The organism is Micromonospora sp. NPDC000663, from assembly GCF_042898105.1.
Taxonomy (GTDB): Bacteria; Actinomycetota; Actinomycetes; order Mycobacteriales; family Micromonosporaceae; genus Micromonospora.
In genome coordinates this window covers 227,680-245,170 of sequence record NZ_JBIAYR010000004.1, presented here as the reverse complement: position 1 = coordinate 245,170, position 17,491 = coordinate 227,680, and the positions used below count along the sequence as shown (strand labels likewise).

The window sequence follows — 17,491 nt, the reverse complement described above, 5'->3', positions numbered from 1 at the left end:
GACGGTCAGGCGACGTGTCCAACGGCCCAGTCGGCGAGGTCCCGGGCGCACGCGTCCACCGACTCCTTCCAGGTCCGGGCCGCGCCGTCGCCCGCCTCGTCACTCACCTGCTTGACCAGCCGGCAGGGCACACCGGCCTGCGCGGCGGCCCACGCCACCGCGTACCCCTCCATGTCGACCAGGTCGGCCCGCTGGGCCAACCGGTCCCGCGCGTCGTCGTCGGCCACGAACGTGTCACCGGTGGCCAGCACCGCCCCCTCGGCGGCCAGCGTCAGCGGCGCCCCGTACGTCTCGCCGGTGAGCGTGCGCAGCAGGGCCGTGTCCAGGTCGTGCTGGAGCACGGTGGCGACCTCGTGGATGCCCACCCACCCGGGGCGCAGCGCACCGGCCGTACCCAGGTTGAGCAGCAGGCTGGGGCGCGGCCCGGCGGCCAGCACCGCCGACGCCGCGCTGGCGGCGTTGACCTTGCCCATGCCGGTGAGCAGCACCGGCAGATCCGGCGGGAGGTAGCGGGCCTCCTCCCCCACGGCGAGCACCACCAGCGGACGATCGGCGCGGACCGTACCCCGAAGAATCACCGGAGCATCGTACGGGCCCGCCCGCCGCGCGTACCCAGGCACCGTCCAGCCCGCTCGCATCGCCCGTTCAGGGCGGTGGGGCAGGCTGGTCCGGCGAGCCACCGGGCGACGGCGGCCCGGGCCGCGACGAGAGAGGCGACGACTGTGTACGACGGGCAGGACTTCCTCCGCGACAACCGCTGGCGCCTGAGCCGGCGGGCCCTGCTCACCGGGGCCGGCGCGGTCGGCGCCGCCGGGCTGCTCAGCGCCTGCGGCGCCGGTGACGGCCCGACCGGTCAGGCGGCCGCCACTCCCGGAACCGTGCTGGCCCGCACCGCCGACGTGCCGGTGGGCGGAGGCACGGTGAGCAGCGGCGTCCTGGTCGTGCAACCGGAGGCCGGCACGTTCAGGGCGTACGACACGACCTGCCCCCACCAGGGCGTACGGGTCGGCGCGCCAAGCGACGGGGTGATCACCTGCCCGGCGCACAACTCCACCTTCGCGGTAGCCGACGGCGCCCGCCTCGGCGGCCCCGCGACCCGGGGGCTCACCGAGATCCCGATCACTGTCGACGGCACGTCGATCGTCCGAGCCTGACCCCGCCCGGTCACTCGTCGGCGAAGCGGTACAGCACGAAGTCCTTGTCCGCGCCGCAGGCGATGACCCGGGTGTTCCACGAGCACGACGCGCTGCGGACGTCCTGGAGTTCACCCAGCTCGTCGACCTCGCCGGACCCGGCCCACACGCCGGCCAGCACCCGGTTGTCCGCGACCGTGCTGGGGGCCGTGGCGAACACCAGCAGGTTGCCGGCGTCGAGTCGCGCCGCCACGCCACCCCTGTCGCGCAGCACGGGCTTGCCGGCGGCGTCGAAGAGGGTCACCGCGGGCTTCGGGTACTCCCGTTGGGCGAGCAGCCGCTCACCCAGCGGGATCACGCCTGTCACGCCCGGGGCGGACCAGCGGATCGCACGCTCACCCTCGGTCGCCGCCACCACTTCGGCCCGTTCGGCCTGACCGCCCGGCACCTGCACCAGGCACACCCGCCGCTCGCCGCAGGCCACCAACTCCTTCGGGCGGTACTCGTCGTCCCCGGACCGGAAGAGGACCACCGGCTCGGCGTCGGAGCCCAGGTCGTACGACAGCAACTGGTACCCGGTGTCGTTCGCGGCCACGTACAGGCGGTCCTCGTGGGCCACCACCAGGTCGTCGAGGTCGGCGACGTTGCCCCACTGGCGCAGGACGGCACCGGAGGCCATGTCGAGCAGCCGCACCGAACGGTCCGCGCCGACCTGCACGAGTCGGCGTCCCTTGCCCGCCCACGGGTCGCGGGGTGTGCCGTCGAGGAACGCCGGGCCGCCGGCCGCCTCGTCGGTGCCGACCTGTCGCACGACGGTACGGACGCCGCCGTACTGGTCGGTGGGACTGGGCGTCGTCCACGCCTCGTCGCCGTCGCGCAGACCCAGACCGACCAGCCGGTTGGCGGCCCGGTCGACAAGCACCGCCGTGTCGTCGGAGAAGAAGACGTCGTCGTCGCCCCGGACCGACCGCTGCCAGCGCTGGGCGCCCGAGCGGCCGTCGAGGACGGCAAGCGGCCGGGGCGTGCTGTCGCCCGGGGCGTCGGCGAGGACCGCGACCGCGCCGGGCAGAGCGACAAGTGCCTTCCAGTCGCCGGCGGTGACGTCGGTCGCCCTGCGCCACAGCTCGTCGCCGGTGCCGGCGTCGACGGCCACCACCTCCAGCCGGTCGTCCGGCAGCGGGTGGCCGAGGTAAACACGGTCGCCGAGCACCGCCGTCCACATGCCGTCCGGCCGCTCGCCGCCGGCGGCCGGACGGGACAGCTCGCGCAGCGGCCGGAACTCCAGGTCCGGATAGCGGTCCCGGGTGAGGTACAGCGTCGTCGCGGTCACCACACCGGCGAGGGCGAGCACCGCCACGGGCACCATCCACCGCGCGCGCCGCCAACGCGACGCGCCGCCCGCCCGTACCCCTGCGGGCGTGGGCTTGCCCGGCCACGGCTGCGGCACTCCGGCGGGCACCGCGACGGGCGATGCCCCCGCGACGGCTGGCGGCGCGACAGCCGGCGACCCCGCGACCGGCGGCGGCCCCCCGACCGGCGGCGGCGCGAGGGGCGGTCCGGCGTACGCGGGCTGCGCCGGAGGCAGGGGTAGATCGGTGAGCGCGCCCTCGGCCACCGGCAGCTCCGGCTGGTCCAGCACCGTCGGCGCCACCCCCAGCTCGGTGTGCAGCATCCGGGCCACGAGCGGGATCCGCGACGAACCACCGACCAGGAACAACCCGGCGAGCTGGTCCGGACGCAGCCCGGCGGCGGCGATCACCTCCCGGGCGCGGTCCACCGCCCGGCGCAGCAACGGTGTGGCGACGCGCTCCACGTCGGCCCGGGTCAGCTGCACCGCGTCGGGCACCCCCGGCACCGCGACCGGCGCCTGCGTCGAACGGGACAGCGTCTCCTTCGCACCGCGTACCTCGTCCCACAGCCGGACCTGGTCGCGGCGCTGCGCCGCGTCCGCCGGCCCGACCAGCCGGGCCCACTGCGCGGCGTGCCGCTCACCGACCAGTTCCCCGACCCGCCGCACCAGCGCGGCGTCGAGATCCAGGCCGCCCAGATCGGGCAGCCCGCCGTCGGCGACCACGCTGAACCCGGAGTCACCCCACGGGTCGGCGCCCTCGTTGCGCAGCACCGCGACGTCGAGCGTCCCGCCGCCGAAGTCGAACACCGCGATGGCGGCGCCGACCGGCACCGGCCGGTGCAGCACCTGCGTGTAGTAGCGGGCCGCGGCCACCGGCTCGCGCAGCAACCGGGTGCCCGGCGGAGTCGGCCCGGCCATGGTGTGCTCGGCGATCTGCGGCCAGCCCGCCCGCAGCAACGCGTCGGCGAGCACCTGCCGGCGCGTCTCGTCCCACGCCGCCGGGCAGGTCAGCACGGCCGGCGGCAGGAAACCCACGGCTCCCACGGCGGCCCGCGCCACCGCCGCGAGCACCGCGGCGAGAAGATCCGCCGGCGGGTACGAGCGGTCACCCAGCGGCACGGTCGGCTCGTCGACCCGACGTTTCGGGTTCGGTTCGAGCCGGGCCGGATCGGTGAGCGCCAACCGTCGCGCGTCCCACCCGACGTGCAGGGTGCCGTCCGGGTCGGCGTACACGGCGGACGGACTGACCGGCTGACCGTCCATCAGCAGCGGACGGGTCCGCCCGTCCGGCCAGCGCAGCACCGCGACCGTGTTGGACGTGCCGAGGTCGACGCCAAGGGCGAAACCCTCGTGCTGCGCTGCCATCTACCGCTACCTCCGCCGCGACGAGGAAAACTCGACCCCGCATCGTACGCAGGCCGCGCCGCCCGGCTGATCACTCGGTCAGTCGCCGCACTCCCACGGTCTGGCCGCCGCTGGTCTCCCCGGTCGGGCGGAACCCGAGCTTCAGGTAGAAACCCTCAGGACCGTCCGGCCCCGGTTCCCACGTCGTGTACACGCGGTCGTGTCCCCGTGCCCGCGCCTCGGCGTCGACGGCCCGCACCGCGAAGCGCCCGTACCCTCGACCCTGGTGGTCCGCGGCGATGTTCAGCCGCCACAGACCCGAGCGCCTGTCGTCCGGGCGGGCCGGGTCCCAGACGATGTCGAAGAACCCCATCAGGAAGCCGACGATCTCGTCGCCCTCGACGATCAGGCGGGGCCAGGCGACCTCCGGCTGCGCGTACGCCTCCGCGAGGGACCAGGCGACCGGGGACACGAACCTCTCCTGGTCCGGTCGGACGGCCAGCTGGCACGCGGCCTCGACATTGTCCGCTGTGATGGTCACGAGTTCCGGCACGACGGCCACCCTATCGAGCGGCGGGACGTAAGAGGTTCGCAAGATCTGTGCTGTCCTCGCCCCCGCCGGTGCTGGCTAGGCTGGCCGGGGAGGTGGCCGGTGGCGCAGCGGGTGCTCGTGGTCGACGACGACCGGACCGTCAGCGACGTGGTCTGCCGGTATCTGGAGCACGCCGGGTACGACGTGAGCCACGTCGGGGACGGGCTGGCCGCCCTGGAGGCCGTCCGGGACGAGCCGCCGCACCTCGTGGTGCTGGATCTGATGCTGCCCGGGCTGGACGGGTTGCAGGTGTGCCGGCGGCTGCGCGAGCGGCCCGACGGCGTACCCATCATCATGTTGACCGCGCGCGGCGACGAGGCCGACCGGGTGCTCGGCCTGCAACTGGGCGCTGACGACTACCTGGGCAAGCCGTTCTCCCCGCGGGAGCTGGTGTTGCGCGTCGGTTCGGTGCTGCGCCGGGCCGGCGAGCCGGCCGGGCCGGCTGCCGAACTGTTCGCCGACGCGGGGTTGGAGGTCGCGACGGGGCCGCGGATCGCCAGGCTGCACGGCCGCGAGCTGGCCCTGACGGTCCGGGAGTTCGACCTGCTGGCGCACCTGATGCGGCACCCGAGGCGGGCGTTTCGCCGCACCGAGTTGCTGCAACGGGTGTGGGGCTGGACGTTCGGGGACGAGTCCACGGTGACCGTCCACGTGCGGCGGCTGCGGGAGAAGATCGAGGACGACCCGGCCGAGCCGCGCCGGATCGTCACGGTCTGGGGCGTGGGCTACCGGTACGAGCCGGCCGATGCGTGACCTGGCGCTGATCTTCGCGGCGGCGCTCGCGGCGGCTCTCGGCGTGGGTCTGCTCGGGGCGTTGACACTGCGGTTGCTGCGCGACCGGTCGATCACCGTGCACGTCTGCGTCCTGCTCACGACCACCGTCGGCGCAGTGGTGGCCGGTGTCGTGGTGGTCGCCCGGGCGATGTTCCTGTCCCCGCACGACCTCCAGGTCGTCCTGCTCACCGTGGCCGCCGCGGCGTCGGTGAGTCTCGCCGTCGGCTGGTACTTCGGGCGGCGGCTGGCCACGGCCGCGGTCTGGGCCGACCAGGCCCGGGAACGGGAGCGGCGGGTCGAGAAGGGCCGCCGGGACCTGGTGGCCTGGGTGTCGCACGACCTGCGCACGCCGCTGGCCGGGCTGCGGGCGATGGCCGAGGCGCTGGAGGACCGGGTGGTCGACGACCCGGCGACGGTCGCCGAGTACCACAGGCGCATCCGCACACAGACCGACCGGATGACACGTCTCGTCGACGACCTGTTCGAGCTGTCCCGGATCAACGCCGGGGCGTTGCGGCTGACGATGTCGGCGGTGCCGTTGGGTGAGGTGGTCTCCGACGCGTTGTCCGGCACCGCGCCGCTGGCCGAGGCCAGGCGCATCCGCCTGGTGGCCGCCGAGTCGGGGTGGCCCACCGTACGGGCCAGCGAGCCCGAACTGGCCCGGGTGGTGGGCAATCTGCTGCTCAACGCGGTGCGCTACACCCCGAGTGACGGCACCGTCCGGGTGGACGCCGGGCGCGAACGCGACGCCGCCTGGTTGGCGGTAGCCGACACCTGCGGCGGCATCCCGGAGGACGACCTGCCCCTGCTGTTCGACGTGGCGTTCCGGGGCGAGCCAGCCCGCACGCCCGACCCGGGCGGGGAGGGCTCCGGCGGGCTGGGGCTGGCGATCGTCCGGGGGCTGGTCGAGGCGCACGGCGGCCGGGTGGACGTGCAGAACGTGGTCGGTGGCTGCCGTTTCGTGGTGCACCTTCCGGTCGCCTGACCTGTCGTCAGCGGCCGGGCGTCAGCTCGCCGAACCAGCGCCGCCCCCACCGGAACACCTGCCGCACCGCGAGCCCCGCCGCTTCGGCGACCGGGTGGACGGCGCGTACGTCGAGGCGGGCCCACCGGAACGCCGGGCCCAGCAGCAGCCGGCCGGTCCCGTGCGCGGCGGCCACCCGGGCCTGACCCTGCCACATCCCGGTCCCGGGCGGCTCCAGCTCGACCAGGACCGTGCCCCCGGATGCGAGCAGTTCCCGGCACCGGCGCAGCAGCGCGACCGGATCACCGCCGATGCCGATGTTGCCGTCGATCAGCACCGCGTGCGCCCACCGGCCCTCGCCGGGCAGCGGGTCGAACAGGTCACGGTGCAGCGCCACCGCGCCACGGGCGCGGGTGAGCCGCACGGCAGTGGCCGACACGTCCACGCCGACAGTCGTGCGGCCCGCCCGGGTCAGCGCGACGGTGAGCCGACCCGGCCCGCAGCCGAGGTCCAGCGTCGGCCCGGCGCAGCGGCCGACAAGCGCGGCGACAGCCGGCTCGGCGTCGCCGTGCCAGCGGGCCACCGGCAGCGGTCTGCGCACGCCGTCGCCGTCCACCAGCCACCGCCCGTCGGCCGCCCCGTCGGCGAGGACGGCGGCGAACCCGTCCGCGCCGGCGTTTCCCGTCGATTCGGCGACCCGCGCGGCCGTGTCGACCGGGTTCACCGCCGGCCGCCCGGCACCAGGGCGAGTCGGACCGCCGCGACCTGCCTGGCGAACCGACCCCCGGGCGCCTGCACCGCCACGGCGAGGGCGTCGGGCCACTCGTCGACGTCGCGCAGCACCGGCAGCGGCGCGGTGCGCAGTCCTCGCCCGCCCAACGCGGCCCAGGTGTCCCGGCCGGTGTGCGGTGTCGACATCGGCACGTCGCGCAGCACGCCCGCGTGTCGCGGGTCGCGCAGCCCCAGCGACCACCAGCCGCCGTCGGCGGCCCGACCGAGGACCGCGTCGGCGGTACGCAACCGGCGTACGGCAGCGGTCAGGCGGGCCGGGGTCAGCTGCGGGGTGTCCATCCCGATCTGGAGCACCGGCCGACCCGGGTACGCCACGGCCACCTCGGCGTACGCGTTGGCGAGCCGGTCACCGAGTCCGGTGCCCCGCTGGTCCAGCACGTCCCAGCCGATCAGCGCCGCGGTCAACGCGGCGGCGTCCTGGGCCTGGGTCAGCCGGCCCGCGCACGCCAGCACCGGAGTGACGCCGGGCGTGGCGCGGACGGCGTCCAGGGTGTCGCGCAGCGCGGCGGCGGCGATCCGGGCCGCCTGCTCGGCCGTGGCCGGCGGGCAGAGCCGGGTCTTCACCGCACCGGGCAGCGGCGCCTTCGCGACCACCAGCAGGACTGTCACCGGGAGCCGTCCACCGTCCGCAGCACGCCGGCGAAGTCGCGGGTGGCGCGCAGGGTGCCGCGCACCGAACCGGACACCTTGGAGCGGGTGCCGGCGGCCCGGGGCGCGTAGGTGACGTCCAGTTCGTGGATCCGCCAGCCGGCGGCGGCGGCCCGGATCAGCAGTTCGAGGGGGTAGCCGAAGGCCCGGTCGGTGACCCCGAGGGAGAGCAGCGCGTCGCGGCGGGCCACCCGGATCGGGCTGAGGTCCCGCAGGGGTACGCCCCGGCGGCGCAGCAGCGCGGCGACGAGCGCGGTGCCGACGCGGGCGTGCCACGGCCACACCCCGGCGCCCACCGGTCGCCGCCGGCCGACGCTGAGGTCCGCGACACCGGCCGCGACGGGCGCCACCAGGGCGGGCAGCTCGGCCGGGTCGAACGAGCCGTCGGCGTCCAGGACGCACACCAGGTCGCCGTCGGCGGCCTCCAGGCCGGCGTGCACCGCCGCGCCGTAGCCACGGCGGGGCTCGTGGACCACCCGCGCGCCGTGCCGGGCCGCCACCTCGGGCGAGCCGTCGCGGGATCCGTTGTCCACAACGATGGCCCGGTAACCGGCCGGCAGCGCGGTGAGCACGCCCGGCAGCGCGGCCGCCTCGTCCAGGCAGGGCAGCACCACGTCGATCTGAGTCGCCATACCGCCGACGCTAGGACGGCACCCGGTGGGCGGAGGCCGGAATGTGCTTACCGAACCCTTACCACCTGGACATTTCTTACCGTCCGGTGACGGGCCGGCGGTTCCGCGGCGCGCCTGTCGGCTGTCGCCGTACCGTCCGGTGGTCATGACCTCGACCACCGCCTCCCCCACCGCCCCCGGGCGGACGCCTACCCGCCGCCGTCCGGGGGACCTGCTGGTGCTGGGCGTGGAGGCGGCGCTGCTCGCCACGGCCGTGGTGGTGGGCGCGGTGCTGAACGCGCGCGGCGCCGGCCTGCACGCCGACGCCGCCCCGCTGTACGGAACGTGGCGTCCGCACGTCGGCTGGGGCAGCCCGGTCGCGCTGCTGATCGCGGTCGGGGTGGTGGGCTGGGGCGCGCGGTGGGCCCGCACGGCCCGCTGGGGTCTCCTGCTAATCGTCGCGTGGCTGACGGCTGTGGCGTGGACGCTGTCGCTGGCCCTGGTGGACGGCTGGTCGGCGGGCCTGGCGCAGCGGCTGACGCCGCAGGCCGAGTACTTGCACGAGGTTCCACGGGTCACCGACGTCCCGGCGATGCTTGCCGGATTCACCAACCGGATCGTGGACTTCCAACCGGATTCCTGGTCCACCCACACCGCCGGCCATCCCCCGGGCGCGCTGCTGATCTTCGTCGGGCTGGACCGGGTCGGCCTCGGCGGGGGCACCGCCGCCGCGCTGGCGTGCGTGCTGCTCGGCGCCACGGTGGCGGTGTCGGTGCCGGTGACGCTGCGGGCTCTCGGCGCACCCGACGCCGCACGCGCGGTCGTCCCGTTCCTGGTGCTGCTGCCCGGCGCGGTCTGGGTGGGCGCCTCCGCCGACGGGATCTTCGCCGCCGTCGTCGCCGCCGGGCTGGCCCTGCTGGCGGTACGCGGCCGGGTCACCGCCGCGGCAGGTGGCGTCGCGCTCGGCTTCGCGCTGCACCTCTCGTACGGGTTTCTGCTGGTCGGGGTGCTGGCGCTCACCGTGCTGGCGCTGCGTCGTACCCACCGGCGGGGTGCCCTGCTCGCCGCCGGCGCCGGCGTGGCCGCCGTGACTGCCGTCTTCGTCGCGGCGGGCTTCCAGTGGTGGGTCGGCTACGACCTGGTCGTCGAGCGGTACTACCAGGGCTGGGCGGCCGACCGCCCGTACGCCTACTGGGCGTGGGCCAACCTGGCGGCGCTGCTGCTCAGCGCAGGTCCGGTGCTCGGGCCGGCGCTGCGCCGGGTGCTGCTGGCCGCCCGGTCGCGGTGGGCCGGGGCATCCGGACGGCTGCCGGCGCGCGTGGTCGCGGCCGCGCGCGCCGCCGGTCCGACGGTGCTGCTGCCGCTGGCGGCCGTGGTCGCGATGCTCGGGGCGGACCTGTCCGGGCTCAGCAAGGCCGAGGTGGAGCGGATCTGGCTACCGTTCGTCGTGTGGCTGCTGGTAGCCACCGCCCACCTTCCTGCGGGGTCACGGCGCTGGTGGCTGGCCGCGCAGGCGGCCACCGCGCTGGCCGTCAACCACCTGATCTGGACGGTGTCCTAGCTCCGCGCGCATCCCGGTACCGCCACGGCGAACGGCATCAGACCGGGGCGACGGCGGCGGGTTCGCGCAGTGGGTCGGTGGCGAAGCCGGCCACCCCCTCGGCGAAACCGACCCGGGCCGTGTAGCCGAGCAGGCCGGCGGCGCGGGTCGGGTCGGCCACCACGTGCCGCACGTCGGCCGCCCGGGCGCCGCCGACCACCTGCGGGGCCGGGCCGCCCATCGCCTCGGCGAGGGTCACCGCCAGCTCGCCGACTGTGTGGGGTTCGCCCGAGCAGACGTTCACAGGTGTGAGCGTGGCCGGCGGCGCGGTGGTCGTCAGGGCCAGCAGGTTAGCCCGCGCCACGTCGGTGACGTGCACGAAGTCGCGCCGCTGCCGGCCGTCCTCCAACACCCGGGGCGCCTCACCGGCGGCCAGCGCCGACCGGAAGATCGAGGCCACCCCCGCGTACGGGGTGTCGCGCGGCATCCGGGGACCGTAGACGTTGTGGTAGCGCAACGCCCACACCCCGCCGCCGGTCTGCCGCGCCCACGCCGCCGCCAGGTGCTCCTGGGCGAGTTTGCTCGCGGCGTACGTGCTGCGTGGTTCCAGGGGAGCGTCCTCGGGCACCAGCGCCGGGTCGAGGCCGCTGTCGCAGTGCGGGCAGGTCGGGTCGTACCGGCCGGCCGCCACGTCCTCGGGCCGCCGGGGCGCGGGGCGTACCGGGCCGTGGGCGGCGCACATGTAACGCCCCTCGCCGTACACCACCATCGAGCTGGCCAGCACCAGCCGGCCGATCCCGGCGCGGTGCATCGCCGCCAGCAGCACCGCCGTGCCGTAGTCGTTGTGCGTGACGTAGTCGGGGGCGTCCGACGGGTCCAGGCCGTGCCCGACCATCGCCGCCTGGTGGCAGACCGCGTCCACCCCGGGGAGCAGCCGGTCCAGCAGAGGGCCGTCGCGCACGTCGCCGCGCACCACGTCATGCCCGCGTGACCAGACGGGCAGCTCCCCGCCGTGCGCCTGGGGCAGCAGCGCGTCCAGCGCCACCACCTCGTGGCCCCGCTCGACGAGCAGGTCGACGACCTGCGATCCGATGAACCCGGCCGCGCCGGTGACCAGTACCCGCATTCAGGTCACGGTAGGGCGGGAGGGACGCCCGGCGGGCCCGTTCGCCCGACCCGTAAGGAGTTCACAACAGCTGCCGGTGCGGTAAGCGTTCGGTAATGCGGCAAACCCGACCGGGCCGTACCCGCGCGGTTTAGCCTGCCCGCAGTGCGTCCCACCGCCGACCACGGCGGTCAGGAAGGAGCGGCGGTGCCTCCGAGACCACCAGGGGTGGACACGATCGAGCGGAGCTGGCGCAGTCCGTTGCGCGGCCCCTGGCTCACCGCTGTGTACGGCACGGCGCTCCTCGTCGCGCTGCCCCTGGTGATCATCACGGGGCTGCTCGACTACGCCGCCTACGGCCCCCAGTTCGACCAGGCGTTCCCCACCGACGTGGGCTGGCTGCGGCTGCCCGCCTTCGACTGGCCGACGCGGCCGTCCTGGCTGTTCCGGGTCACCCAGGGTCTGCACGTGACGCTCGGGATCGTGCTCATCCCTGTGGTGCTGGGAAAGCTGTGGTCGGTGCTGCCGAAGCTGTTCGACTGGCCGCCGGTCCGCTCGCTGGCCCAGGCGCTGGAACGACTCACGCTGCTGCTGCTGGTCGGCGGCATCCTCTTCCAGATCGCCACCGGACTGCTCAACATCCAGTACTCGTACGTGTACGGCTTCGACTTCTACACCGCCCACTACTTCGGCGCCTGGATCTTCACCGGGGCGTTCGTGGCGCACGTGGTCATCAAGTTCCCCCGGCTGGTGACCGCGCTGCGGTCCCGACCGTTCGGCGCGCAGCTGCGGACCGCACGTGCCGCGACCCGACCCGAGCCACCCGACCCGGACGGGCTGGTCGCCACCGAACCCGGACCGGCAACCGTCAGCAGACGCGGCGCGGTCGGCCTGGTCGGCGGCGGGGCGCTGCTGCTGGCCGTCCTCACCATCGGACAGAGCCTGGACGGTCCGCTGCGCCGCACCGCGCTGCTGCTGCCCCGGGGCCGGCAGCCCGGCCCGGGACCCAACGGCTTCCCGGTCAACCGCACAGTCGCCGCCGCAGGCGTACGCCCGGAGCAGACCGGCGCCGGGTGGCGGCTCACCCTGCGCGGTGGCGGCCGGACGGTGACCCTGGACCGGTCGGCGCTGCTGGCCATGGCGCAGCACACCGCCGCGCTGCCGATCTCCTGCGTGGAGGGTTGGTCGACCCGGCAGACCTGGACCGGCGTACGGCTGCGGGACCTGGCCGCCCGGGCCGGCGTCCCCGACCCGGCCTCGGCGCGGGTGTCGTCGCTGGAGCAGGCCGGACTGTTCCGCACGGCGGTACTCGCGTCCAACCAGGTCCTCGACCCGGACGCGCTGCTCGCCCTGCGGGTCAACGGCGTCGACCTCTCCCCCGACCACGGCTACCCGGCCCGCGTCATCGTGCCGGCCCTGCCCGGAGTGCACTGCACGAAGTGGGTCGCCGAGATCGACTTCCAGGGCCGGGCCGATGGCTGACCGGATGCGCGCCCGCTACGGCGCCGCGCCCTGGCACCTCGTCGTGGTGACCGCGGCCCTCGTGCTGGCCGGCTGGGTGGCGCTGCGGGTGGCCCACGAGGCGACCGCAGGCCGGATGCTGCTGTGGTTCCTCGGCGCGGTCATCGCCCACGACCTGGTGCTCTTCCCGGTGTACGCGGCAGTCGACCGCCTGCTACGCGCGGTGGCACGCGGCCGGGTCACACTGCTCAACCACCTCCGGGCGCCGGCGCTCGGCAGCGCCCTGCTGTTCCTCGTCTACTCCCCGGGCATCCTGCGCCTGGGCGAGACCACCCACCTGGCGGCCACCGGTCAGGACCAGCGGCCGTACCTGATGCGGTGGATCCTGCTCAGCGCGGCGCTGTTCGGACTCAGCGCGGTCACGTACCTCCTGCGGCGTCGTCAGGCCTCGCCGAAGCGGTCCGACAGCGCGTAGCGCAGCAGGACCACGTCGCCGATCTGCCGGACCTCGGCCAGCCGGGCGCGGTGGCCCGCGTGCCAGGGGAAGCTCCCCTCGCCGACGAAGCGGGGCGCTCGGCCGTCGCCGACGAAGAACGGGGCCACCACCAGGTGCAGCTCGTCGGCGAGGCCGGCGGTGAGGAACTGGGCGTGCACCGTCCCGCCGCCCTCCACCATGAGCCGCCGTACGCCACGCGCCGCGAGGTCGGCCACCAGCCAGGCCGGATCGATCGGCTCACCGGCGTCGACGATGGTTGCCGCCCGCTCCAGCCGTTCCCTGGTCTTGTCCAGCGCCGACGTGGCGCAGTAGACGAGCCGGGTCGCGTCCCCGGCAGTGAAGAACCGGGCGGTCGGGTCGAGGTCACCCCGCGCGGTCAACGTGACCTTCACGGGTGAGGCCGGCCGGCCACCGGCCACCCGCTCCGCCCGGCGTACGGCGGAGCGCACCAGCAAGCGGGGATCGTCCCGCCGGACCGTGCCGGCACCGACCAGGATCGCGTCGCAGCTGGCCCGGACCGCGTCGACACGGTCCAGGTCGTCCTCGTTGGACAGCAGCAGCCGCTGCTCGGACGAGTCGTCGATGTACCCGTCGATCGAGGTGGCGCAACTCAGCAGCACGTACGGCCGCGCCGGCCGGCCGCTCACGGGACGTCGGACCGCTCGGACGTCAGGCCCGCGAGGGCCTCGGCCGCCTCCGTCTGCGCCGCCTTGGCCGCCTTGGCCGCCAGGTAGCCGGCGTTGGCCGGGGAGAGGAAGACGCTGGTGGGCACGCGCTCGGCGACGTCCACACCGAGGCGGGTCAACTGCTCGGCCTTGTCCGGGTTGCTGCTGAGCAGCCGGATCCGGGGTACGCCCAGGGTGACAAGCATCTGCGCGGCGGCGCTGTAGTCCCGCTCGTCCTCGCCCCGGCCCAGCGCGACGTTCGCCTGGTAGGTGTCCAGGCCGGCGTCCTGCAGGGCGTACGCGTCGAGTTTGGCGTACAGGCCGATGCCCCGGCCCTCCTGGCGCAGGTAGAGCAGGAACCCGCCGGTCTCGGTGATCCGCTGCACCGCCTCGCGCAACTGCGGACCGCAGTCGCAGCGCTGGCTGCCGAACACGTCGCCGGTCAGGCATTCGCTGTGCGGGCGGACCAGGGGGGCTTCGCCGCCGGCGGCGAGGCGGTCCAGCGCGCCCGCCCAGTCGCCGAGGCCGAGAGCGAGGTGCTCCCGACCGTCCACAAGGCCCTTGAAGGTGAACACCCGCACGGTCGTGGCGTAGCCGTCCGGGAACATCAGCGGCACCGTGACCTGCGTACGGATCGTGGCGACGGGCAGTGCTTCGGGCATGGGACTCCTTTGTCCGGCGTCACCGTCCCACGGTGACGCGTACCGTCTCACAACCGGCTCAACAGTCATCGCCGGACGTGACTTCCCGGGTGTGGGGAATCCGGGTCCGCCGTGTCAGCAGCACGGCTGCGCCGGGAAGGCTCGCGACCAGCACCAGCGCCCCGTAGACGGTGGCGGTGGCGACACCCTGGGCGGCGCTGAGGCCCGCCGCCCCGAACGCCCACGCGGCAACCCCCTCACGTGGCCCGAACCCGGCGATGTTCAGTGGCAGCCCCATGGCCAGCAGGGCGAGCAGAGTCAACGGCAGCAGCCGGGACAGCGGGGCGTCCGCGCCCGCGGTCCGTGCCGCCACCAGGAAGGTGGCCAGGTGACCGGCCACCATCACGGCGGAGGCGACCACCACCCCGAACCAGGTACGCCGGGCCAGCAGCCCGGCCCGTACGTCGTTCACGGCAGTCCGCAGCGGCCGTACCCACCGCGACCGGCCGCCGTCCGGCAGGGCCCGCGCCGCAAGCACGGCGGCCAGTCCCGCGACGACAAGCAGCGCGGCGGCGACCGGCAGGTACGACCGCACCGGCGACGGGAACGCGGCGAGCACCACGAGCGCCACGCCCACGAGGACGACCTGGCCGGCGGTCCGCTCCCAGACGACCGCGCGGATGCACCTGCTGACGTCGCCCGCGTCGCGGCCGTGGCGCACCGCCCGGTGCACGTCGCCGAGCACCCCGCCGGGCAGGGTGGCGTTGAGGAAGACTGCCCGGTAGCAGTGCGCGACCGCTGTCGCCAACGGCAGCCGTACGCCCAGGCCACCGGCGACGAGGCTCCACCGCCAGGCCGCGCAGACCGTGGTGAGCACGCCGATGACCAGCGCCGCGGCCAGCGCGGGCGCGTCGATCAGGCGTACCCCGGCGAGGAACGGGCCGCCACCCACCTGCCACAGCAGGACGGCGAGCAGACCCACCCCGCCGACCACTCGTGCCCAGGCCCAGACCATCGGCGCCGGCCTCCCTATGAAGATCGTCCACTTGCCCTAGTCCACGTACCCAGGGCGAGATCAGTTCATCCGTCCGCGAGCAGGTCGAGGTGCTCGACCAGGACGGTGAGCCGGCCCGCTGCCGCGTCGGCCAGCCGGCGCTCGGCGTACGCCAGGGTCGGGCCGGTGAGGTCGGGGCGCTGGGCGCGGGCCGCACCGAGCCAGCCACGGAACCATTCGGCGGCCAGGTCGGCGTGTTCGGGGCCGAGCCGCCACGGGCTGGGGCGTTCCCGCACCTGGACACCCCGGCGCGCGAACGCGGCGGCGGTGACGGCGGCGGCGTCCGGTCCGAGCAGCCGGCGGCCGTCGACGGTACGACGCTGGTGGTCGTTGAACGCGTCCTGCACCGCCTCGTCCAGCGGGTCGGCCGGGGTGAGCCGGACCCGCCCGGTCACCGAGACCGCGAACAGGGTGGGCCGGCCGACGCAGGCGGCCACCACCCGGTCGACCTCCTCGGCGGTGAGCATGTCCAGCAGCGCGGACGCGGTGACCAGCGAGCCGTCGGCCAGGTCGGCGGCGGTCAACCGGGTGAGGTCCCCGCAGCGGGTGCTGACGGTGACCGGGGCGCCGTCGGCGGCGGTCACGCCGGTCATCCCCTCGGCGGCTCGGGCCAGCAGGTCGGCGTCGCGGTCGTGCAGGATCCAGTGCTGCGGGCCGGGTAGCCGGGCGGCCAGCCAGCGGCTCATCGAGCCGGTGCCGCTGCCCAGGTCGTGGACCACAGTCGGGCGGTCGCCGGCGAGCCGCGCCCGGACGGCATCCAGCAGGTCCTCGGCGCGGGCCGCCGCGTCGGCGGGCTCGCGCAGCCGCAGCCAGTCGGCGAACGGCATGGTCTCCTGGACGGTCATGCCGCCACCTCCTCCAGCACGGCGGCCAGCGACGCGATCGTCACCGGCCAGTCGGTAAGGGTGTCGCGTCGGCCCAGGGCGGCTCGCCGCAGCCGGGCGCGCAGGGCGTCGTCGGCCAGCCACCGGGCCAGCGCGCCGGCCAGCGCCGCCGGGTCGTCGGGGGCAACCAATAGTCCCGGCAGGTCGCCGTCGGGGGCGTGACCGAGCGCCTCCGGCAGGCCACCGACGTCGGTGCCGAGCACCGGCAGACCCCGGGCCAGCGCTTCGGTGACGACCATGCCGTACGTCTCGCCGCGCGACGGCAGCACCAGCAGGTCGGCGGCGGCGTACGCCGCGTCCAGCGCCGCACCGGTCAGCGGTCCGGCCAGCCGGACCCGCTCGGTGAGGCCCGCGCCGGCCAGCCGCGCGCGCAGCCGGTGCACGAGATCCGGCTCCCGGTCCAGGGTGCCCGCGCAGACAAGCGTCCAGGGCGACCCGGCGAGGGTGGACAGCGCGTCGACAAGTACGTCGTGTCCCTTGTGCCTGCAGACCGCCGCGACGCACAGCAGCCGGTCACCGGCGGCGGAGCCGGGCGCGGGCGGCGCCGGTGTCACGCCCGGTGGCGCGGCCGTGATCCGGTCGGCCAGCAACGGGTGGCGGGCCACCAGCGCCCGGCGGGTCCACTCGCTCGTGGTGACCACGGCCCGTGCGGTGGCCAGCGCGCGGGCCTCTGCCTCGTCGTCGAGCGGCAGGTGCACGAGGACGACGAGGCGCAACCGCCGGGCGTGCGGGGTGAGCAGGTCCGGCACGGTGGAGGCGATCAGACCGTCGAGCAGCACGACTGCGTCGTCCGGCAGGGCGGCCAGCAGCCCGGCCAGCCGCGCCAGGTCGGCCGGACCTGGGTGCGGCCACGCCCCCGGGACCGGGTGTTCGCGCACCGGCCAGCCCCGCTCGTCGAGCCCCGCGCAGACCCGCCTGTCGTACGCGTTGCCGCCGCTGGGCGTGGCCGGATCGTCGATGTCGCCGGGCAGGACGACGTGCACCGTACGGCCGGTGGTGCCCGGCCCGTCGGCGGGCGCCGTCCGGCCCGCGACGATCACAGGGACCGCTCGTAGCTGGCCCAGGCGATGTGTGACTCGTGCAGGGTGACGGTGATGCCGGTCAGCTCGCGCGCGCCCACGCCCAGCTGGCCGGCGTGCGCCCGCTCGGCCAGCCGGTCGGCGATGGTGCGGGCCAGCACCTCGGTGGTGGTGTTCACCCCGGCGAACGCCTCCTCGTCGTCGAGGTTGCGGTACGTCAGCTCGCCGAGCACCGCCCGCAGCTGCTCGGTGGCCAGGCCGATGTCGACCACGATGCCGTCGGCGTCCAGGTCGGGCCTGCGGAACGTGGCGTCGACCACGAACGTCGCGCCGTGCAGGCGCTGGGCCGGGCCGAACACCTCGCCCCGGAAACTGTGGGCGATCATCATGTGATCCCGAACGGTCACGCTGAACACT

General features: G+C 75.3%; 19 protein-coding genes. 6 read left to right on the top strand and 13 right to left on the bottom strand.

Features of this window, described 5'->3' with window-relative positions; all coding sequences use genetic code 11:
- Nucleotides 1–5 precede the first annotated feature (5 nt).
- Complete coding sequence (locus ACFY1S_RS16640) at nucleotides 6–578, bottom strand: nucleosidase (RefSeq protein ID WP_387118311.1); 573 nt, start codon at nucleotides 576–578, stop codon at nucleotides 6–8.
- 75 nt (nucleotides 579–653) lie between these two features.
- Between ACFY1S_RS16640 and ACFY1S_RS16635 the strand changes: the two genes are divergently transcribed.
- Nucleotides 654–1,154 carry a Rieske (2Fe-2S) protein gene (locus tag ACFY1S_RS16635; protein WP_387118308.1) on the top strand — a complete coding sequence of 167 codons (501 nt, stop codon included), beginning with the start codon at nucleotides 654–656 and terminating at the stop codon, nucleotides 1,152–1,154.
- 10 nt (nucleotides 1,155–1,164) lie between these two features.
- Here the strand turns inward: ACFY1S_RS16635 and ACFY1S_RS16630 are convergent, their stop codons facing one another.
- Complete coding sequence (locus tag ACFY1S_RS16630) at nucleotides 1,165–3,849, bottom strand: Hsp70 family protein (protein WP_387118305.1); 2,685 nt, start codon at nucleotides 3,847–3,849, stop codon at nucleotides 1,165–1,167.
- Nucleotides 3,850–3,919: 70 nt separating this feature from the next.
- Nucleotides 3,920–4,381, bottom strand: coding sequence for a GNAT family N-acetyltransferase (locus ACFY1S_RS16625; RefSeq protein WP_364364196.1), 462 nt, complete (start codon nucleotides 4,379–4,381; stop codon nucleotides 3,920–3,922).
- 99 nt (nucleotides 4,382–4,480) lie between these two features.
- On the opposite strand from ACFY1S_RS16625, the gene ACFY1S_RS16620 reads away from it, so the two are divergent.
- Complete coding sequence (locus ACFY1S_RS16620; protein ID WP_387118301.1) at nucleotides 4,481–5,173, top strand: response regulator transcription factor; 693 nt, start codon at nucleotides 4,481–4,483, stop codon at nucleotides 5,171–5,173.
- Entirely contained in the window at nucleotides 5,166–6,179 is a 1,014-nt protein-coding gene (locus ACFY1S_RS16615; RefSeq protein ID WP_387118298.1) for a sensor histidine kinase, read from the top strand. Before ACFY1S_RS16620 ends, ACFY1S_RS16615 begins: the two co-directional genes overlap by 8 nt.
- A 7-nt stretch (nucleotides 6,180–6,186) precedes the next feature.
- Here ACFY1S_RS16615 and ACFY1S_RS16610 read toward each other — a convergent pair whose 3' ends face one another.
- Genes ACFY1S_RS16610 through ACFY1S_RS16600 form a run of 3 tightly spaced genes read right to left on the bottom strand, consistent with a single transcriptional unit; the run spans nucleotide 6,187 to nucleotide 8,230 of the window.
- A complete protein-coding gene (locus tag ACFY1S_RS16610; protein WP_387118295.1) occupies nucleotides 6,187–6,882 on the bottom strand; it encodes a class I SAM-dependent methyltransferase in 696 nt (231 codons plus the stop codon).
- Nucleotides 6,879–7,559 (bottom strand): DUF2064 domain-containing protein, encoded by a 681-nt coding sequence (locus tag ACFY1S_RS16605; RefSeq protein WP_387118292.1) that lies wholly within the window; start codon nucleotides 7,557–7,559, stop codon nucleotides 6,879–6,881. Before ACFY1S_RS16605 ends, ACFY1S_RS16610 begins: the two co-directional genes overlap by 4 nt.
- Nucleotides 7,556–8,230 carry a glycosyltransferase family 2 protein gene (locus ACFY1S_RS16600; protein WP_387118289.1) on the bottom strand — a complete coding sequence of 225 codons (675 nt, stop codon included), beginning with the start codon at nucleotides 8,228–8,230 and terminating at the stop codon, nucleotides 7,556–7,558. The genes ACFY1S_RS16605 and ACFY1S_RS16600 overlap by 4 nt, the downstream gene beginning before the upstream one ends.
- Nucleotides 8,231–8,375: 145 nt before the next feature.
- Between ACFY1S_RS16600 and ACFY1S_RS16595 the strand changes: the two genes are divergently transcribed.
- A complete protein-coding gene (locus ACFY1S_RS16595) occupies nucleotides 8,376–9,770 on the top strand; it encodes a hypothetical protein (protein ID WP_387118286.1) in 1,395 nt (464 codons plus the stop codon).
- Nucleotides 9,771–9,807: 37 nt separating this feature from the next.
- On the opposite strand, the gene ACFY1S_RS16590 is transcribed toward ACFY1S_RS16595, so the two are convergent.
- On the bottom strand, nucleotides 9,808–10,875 hold the full coding sequence (locus ACFY1S_RS16590) for an NAD-dependent epimerase/dehydratase family protein (RefSeq protein ID WP_387118283.1): 1,068 nt from the start codon (nucleotides 10,873–10,875) through the stop codon (nucleotides 9,808–9,810).
- Nucleotides 10,876–11,010: 135 nt separating this feature from the next.
- On the opposite strand from ACFY1S_RS16590, the gene ACFY1S_RS16585 reads away from it, so the two are divergent.
- Together ACFY1S_RS16585 and ACFY1S_RS16580 are read left to right on the top strand one after the other, a co-directional pair.
- Nucleotides 11,011–12,336: a molybdopterin-dependent oxidoreductase gene (locus ACFY1S_RS16585; protein ID WP_387119306.1), complete on the top strand. Its 1,326-nt coding sequence runs from the start codon at nucleotides 11,011–11,013 to the stop codon at nucleotides 12,334–12,336.
- Nucleotides 12,329–12,790, top strand: a complete 462-nt coding sequence (locus tag ACFY1S_RS16580; RefSeq protein WP_387118280.1) for a hypothetical protein — start codon at nucleotides 12,329–12,331, stop codon at nucleotides 12,788–12,790. Before ACFY1S_RS16585 ends, ACFY1S_RS16580 begins: the two co-directional genes overlap by 8 nt.
- Here ACFY1S_RS16580 and ACFY1S_RS16575 read toward each other — a convergent pair.
- From ACFY1S_RS16575 to ACFY1S_RS16550, 6 genes are all read right to left on the bottom strand, one after another.
- The gene (locus tag ACFY1S_RS16575; RefSeq protein ID WP_364364166.1) at nucleotides 12,757–13,458 is read right to left on the bottom strand and encodes a dihydrofolate reductase family protein; all 702 of its coding nucleotides are present in this window, start codon (nucleotides 13,456–13,458) and stop codon (nucleotides 12,757–12,759) included. The two genes, ACFY1S_RS16580 and ACFY1S_RS16575, sit on opposite strands and share 34 nt — an antisense overlap.
- Nucleotides 13,455–14,138 (bottom strand): GTP cyclohydrolase II, encoded by a 684-nt coding sequence (ribA, locus tag ACFY1S_RS16570; protein WP_387118278.1) that lies wholly within the window; start codon nucleotides 14,136–14,138, stop codon nucleotides 13,455–13,457. The genes ACFY1S_RS16575 and ribA overlap by 4 nt, the downstream gene beginning before the upstream one ends.
- 58 nt (nucleotides 14,139–14,196) lie before the next feature.
- Nucleotides 14,197–15,132, bottom strand: a complete 936-nt coding sequence (locus tag ACFY1S_RS16565) for a lysylphosphatidylglycerol synthase transmembrane domain-containing protein (protein ID WP_387118274.1) — start codon at nucleotides 15,130–15,132, stop codon at nucleotides 14,197–14,199.
- 65 nt (nucleotides 15,133–15,197) lie between these two features.
- The gene (locus ACFY1S_RS16560) at nucleotides 15,198–16,016 is read right to left on the bottom strand and encodes a class I SAM-dependent methyltransferase (protein ID WP_387118271.1); all 819 of its coding nucleotides are present in this window, start codon (nucleotides 16,014–16,016) and stop codon (nucleotides 15,198–15,200) included.
- Nucleotides 16,013–17,092, bottom strand: a complete 1,080-nt coding sequence (locus tag ACFY1S_RS16555; RefSeq protein WP_387119303.1) for a glycosyltransferase family 4 protein — start codon at nucleotides 17,090–17,092, stop codon at nucleotides 16,013–16,015. Before ACFY1S_RS16555 ends, ACFY1S_RS16560 begins: the two co-directional genes overlap by 4 nt.
- The gene (locus tag ACFY1S_RS16550; protein ID WP_387118268.1) at nucleotides 17,092–17,490 is read right to left on the bottom strand and encodes a 6-pyruvoyl tetrahydropterin synthase family protein; all 399 of its coding nucleotides are present in this window, start codon (nucleotides 17,488–17,490) and stop codon (nucleotides 17,092–17,094) included. Before ACFY1S_RS16550 ends, ACFY1S_RS16555 begins: the two co-directional genes overlap by 1 nt.
- Between the last annotated feature and the right edge of the window lies 1 nt (nucleotide 17,491).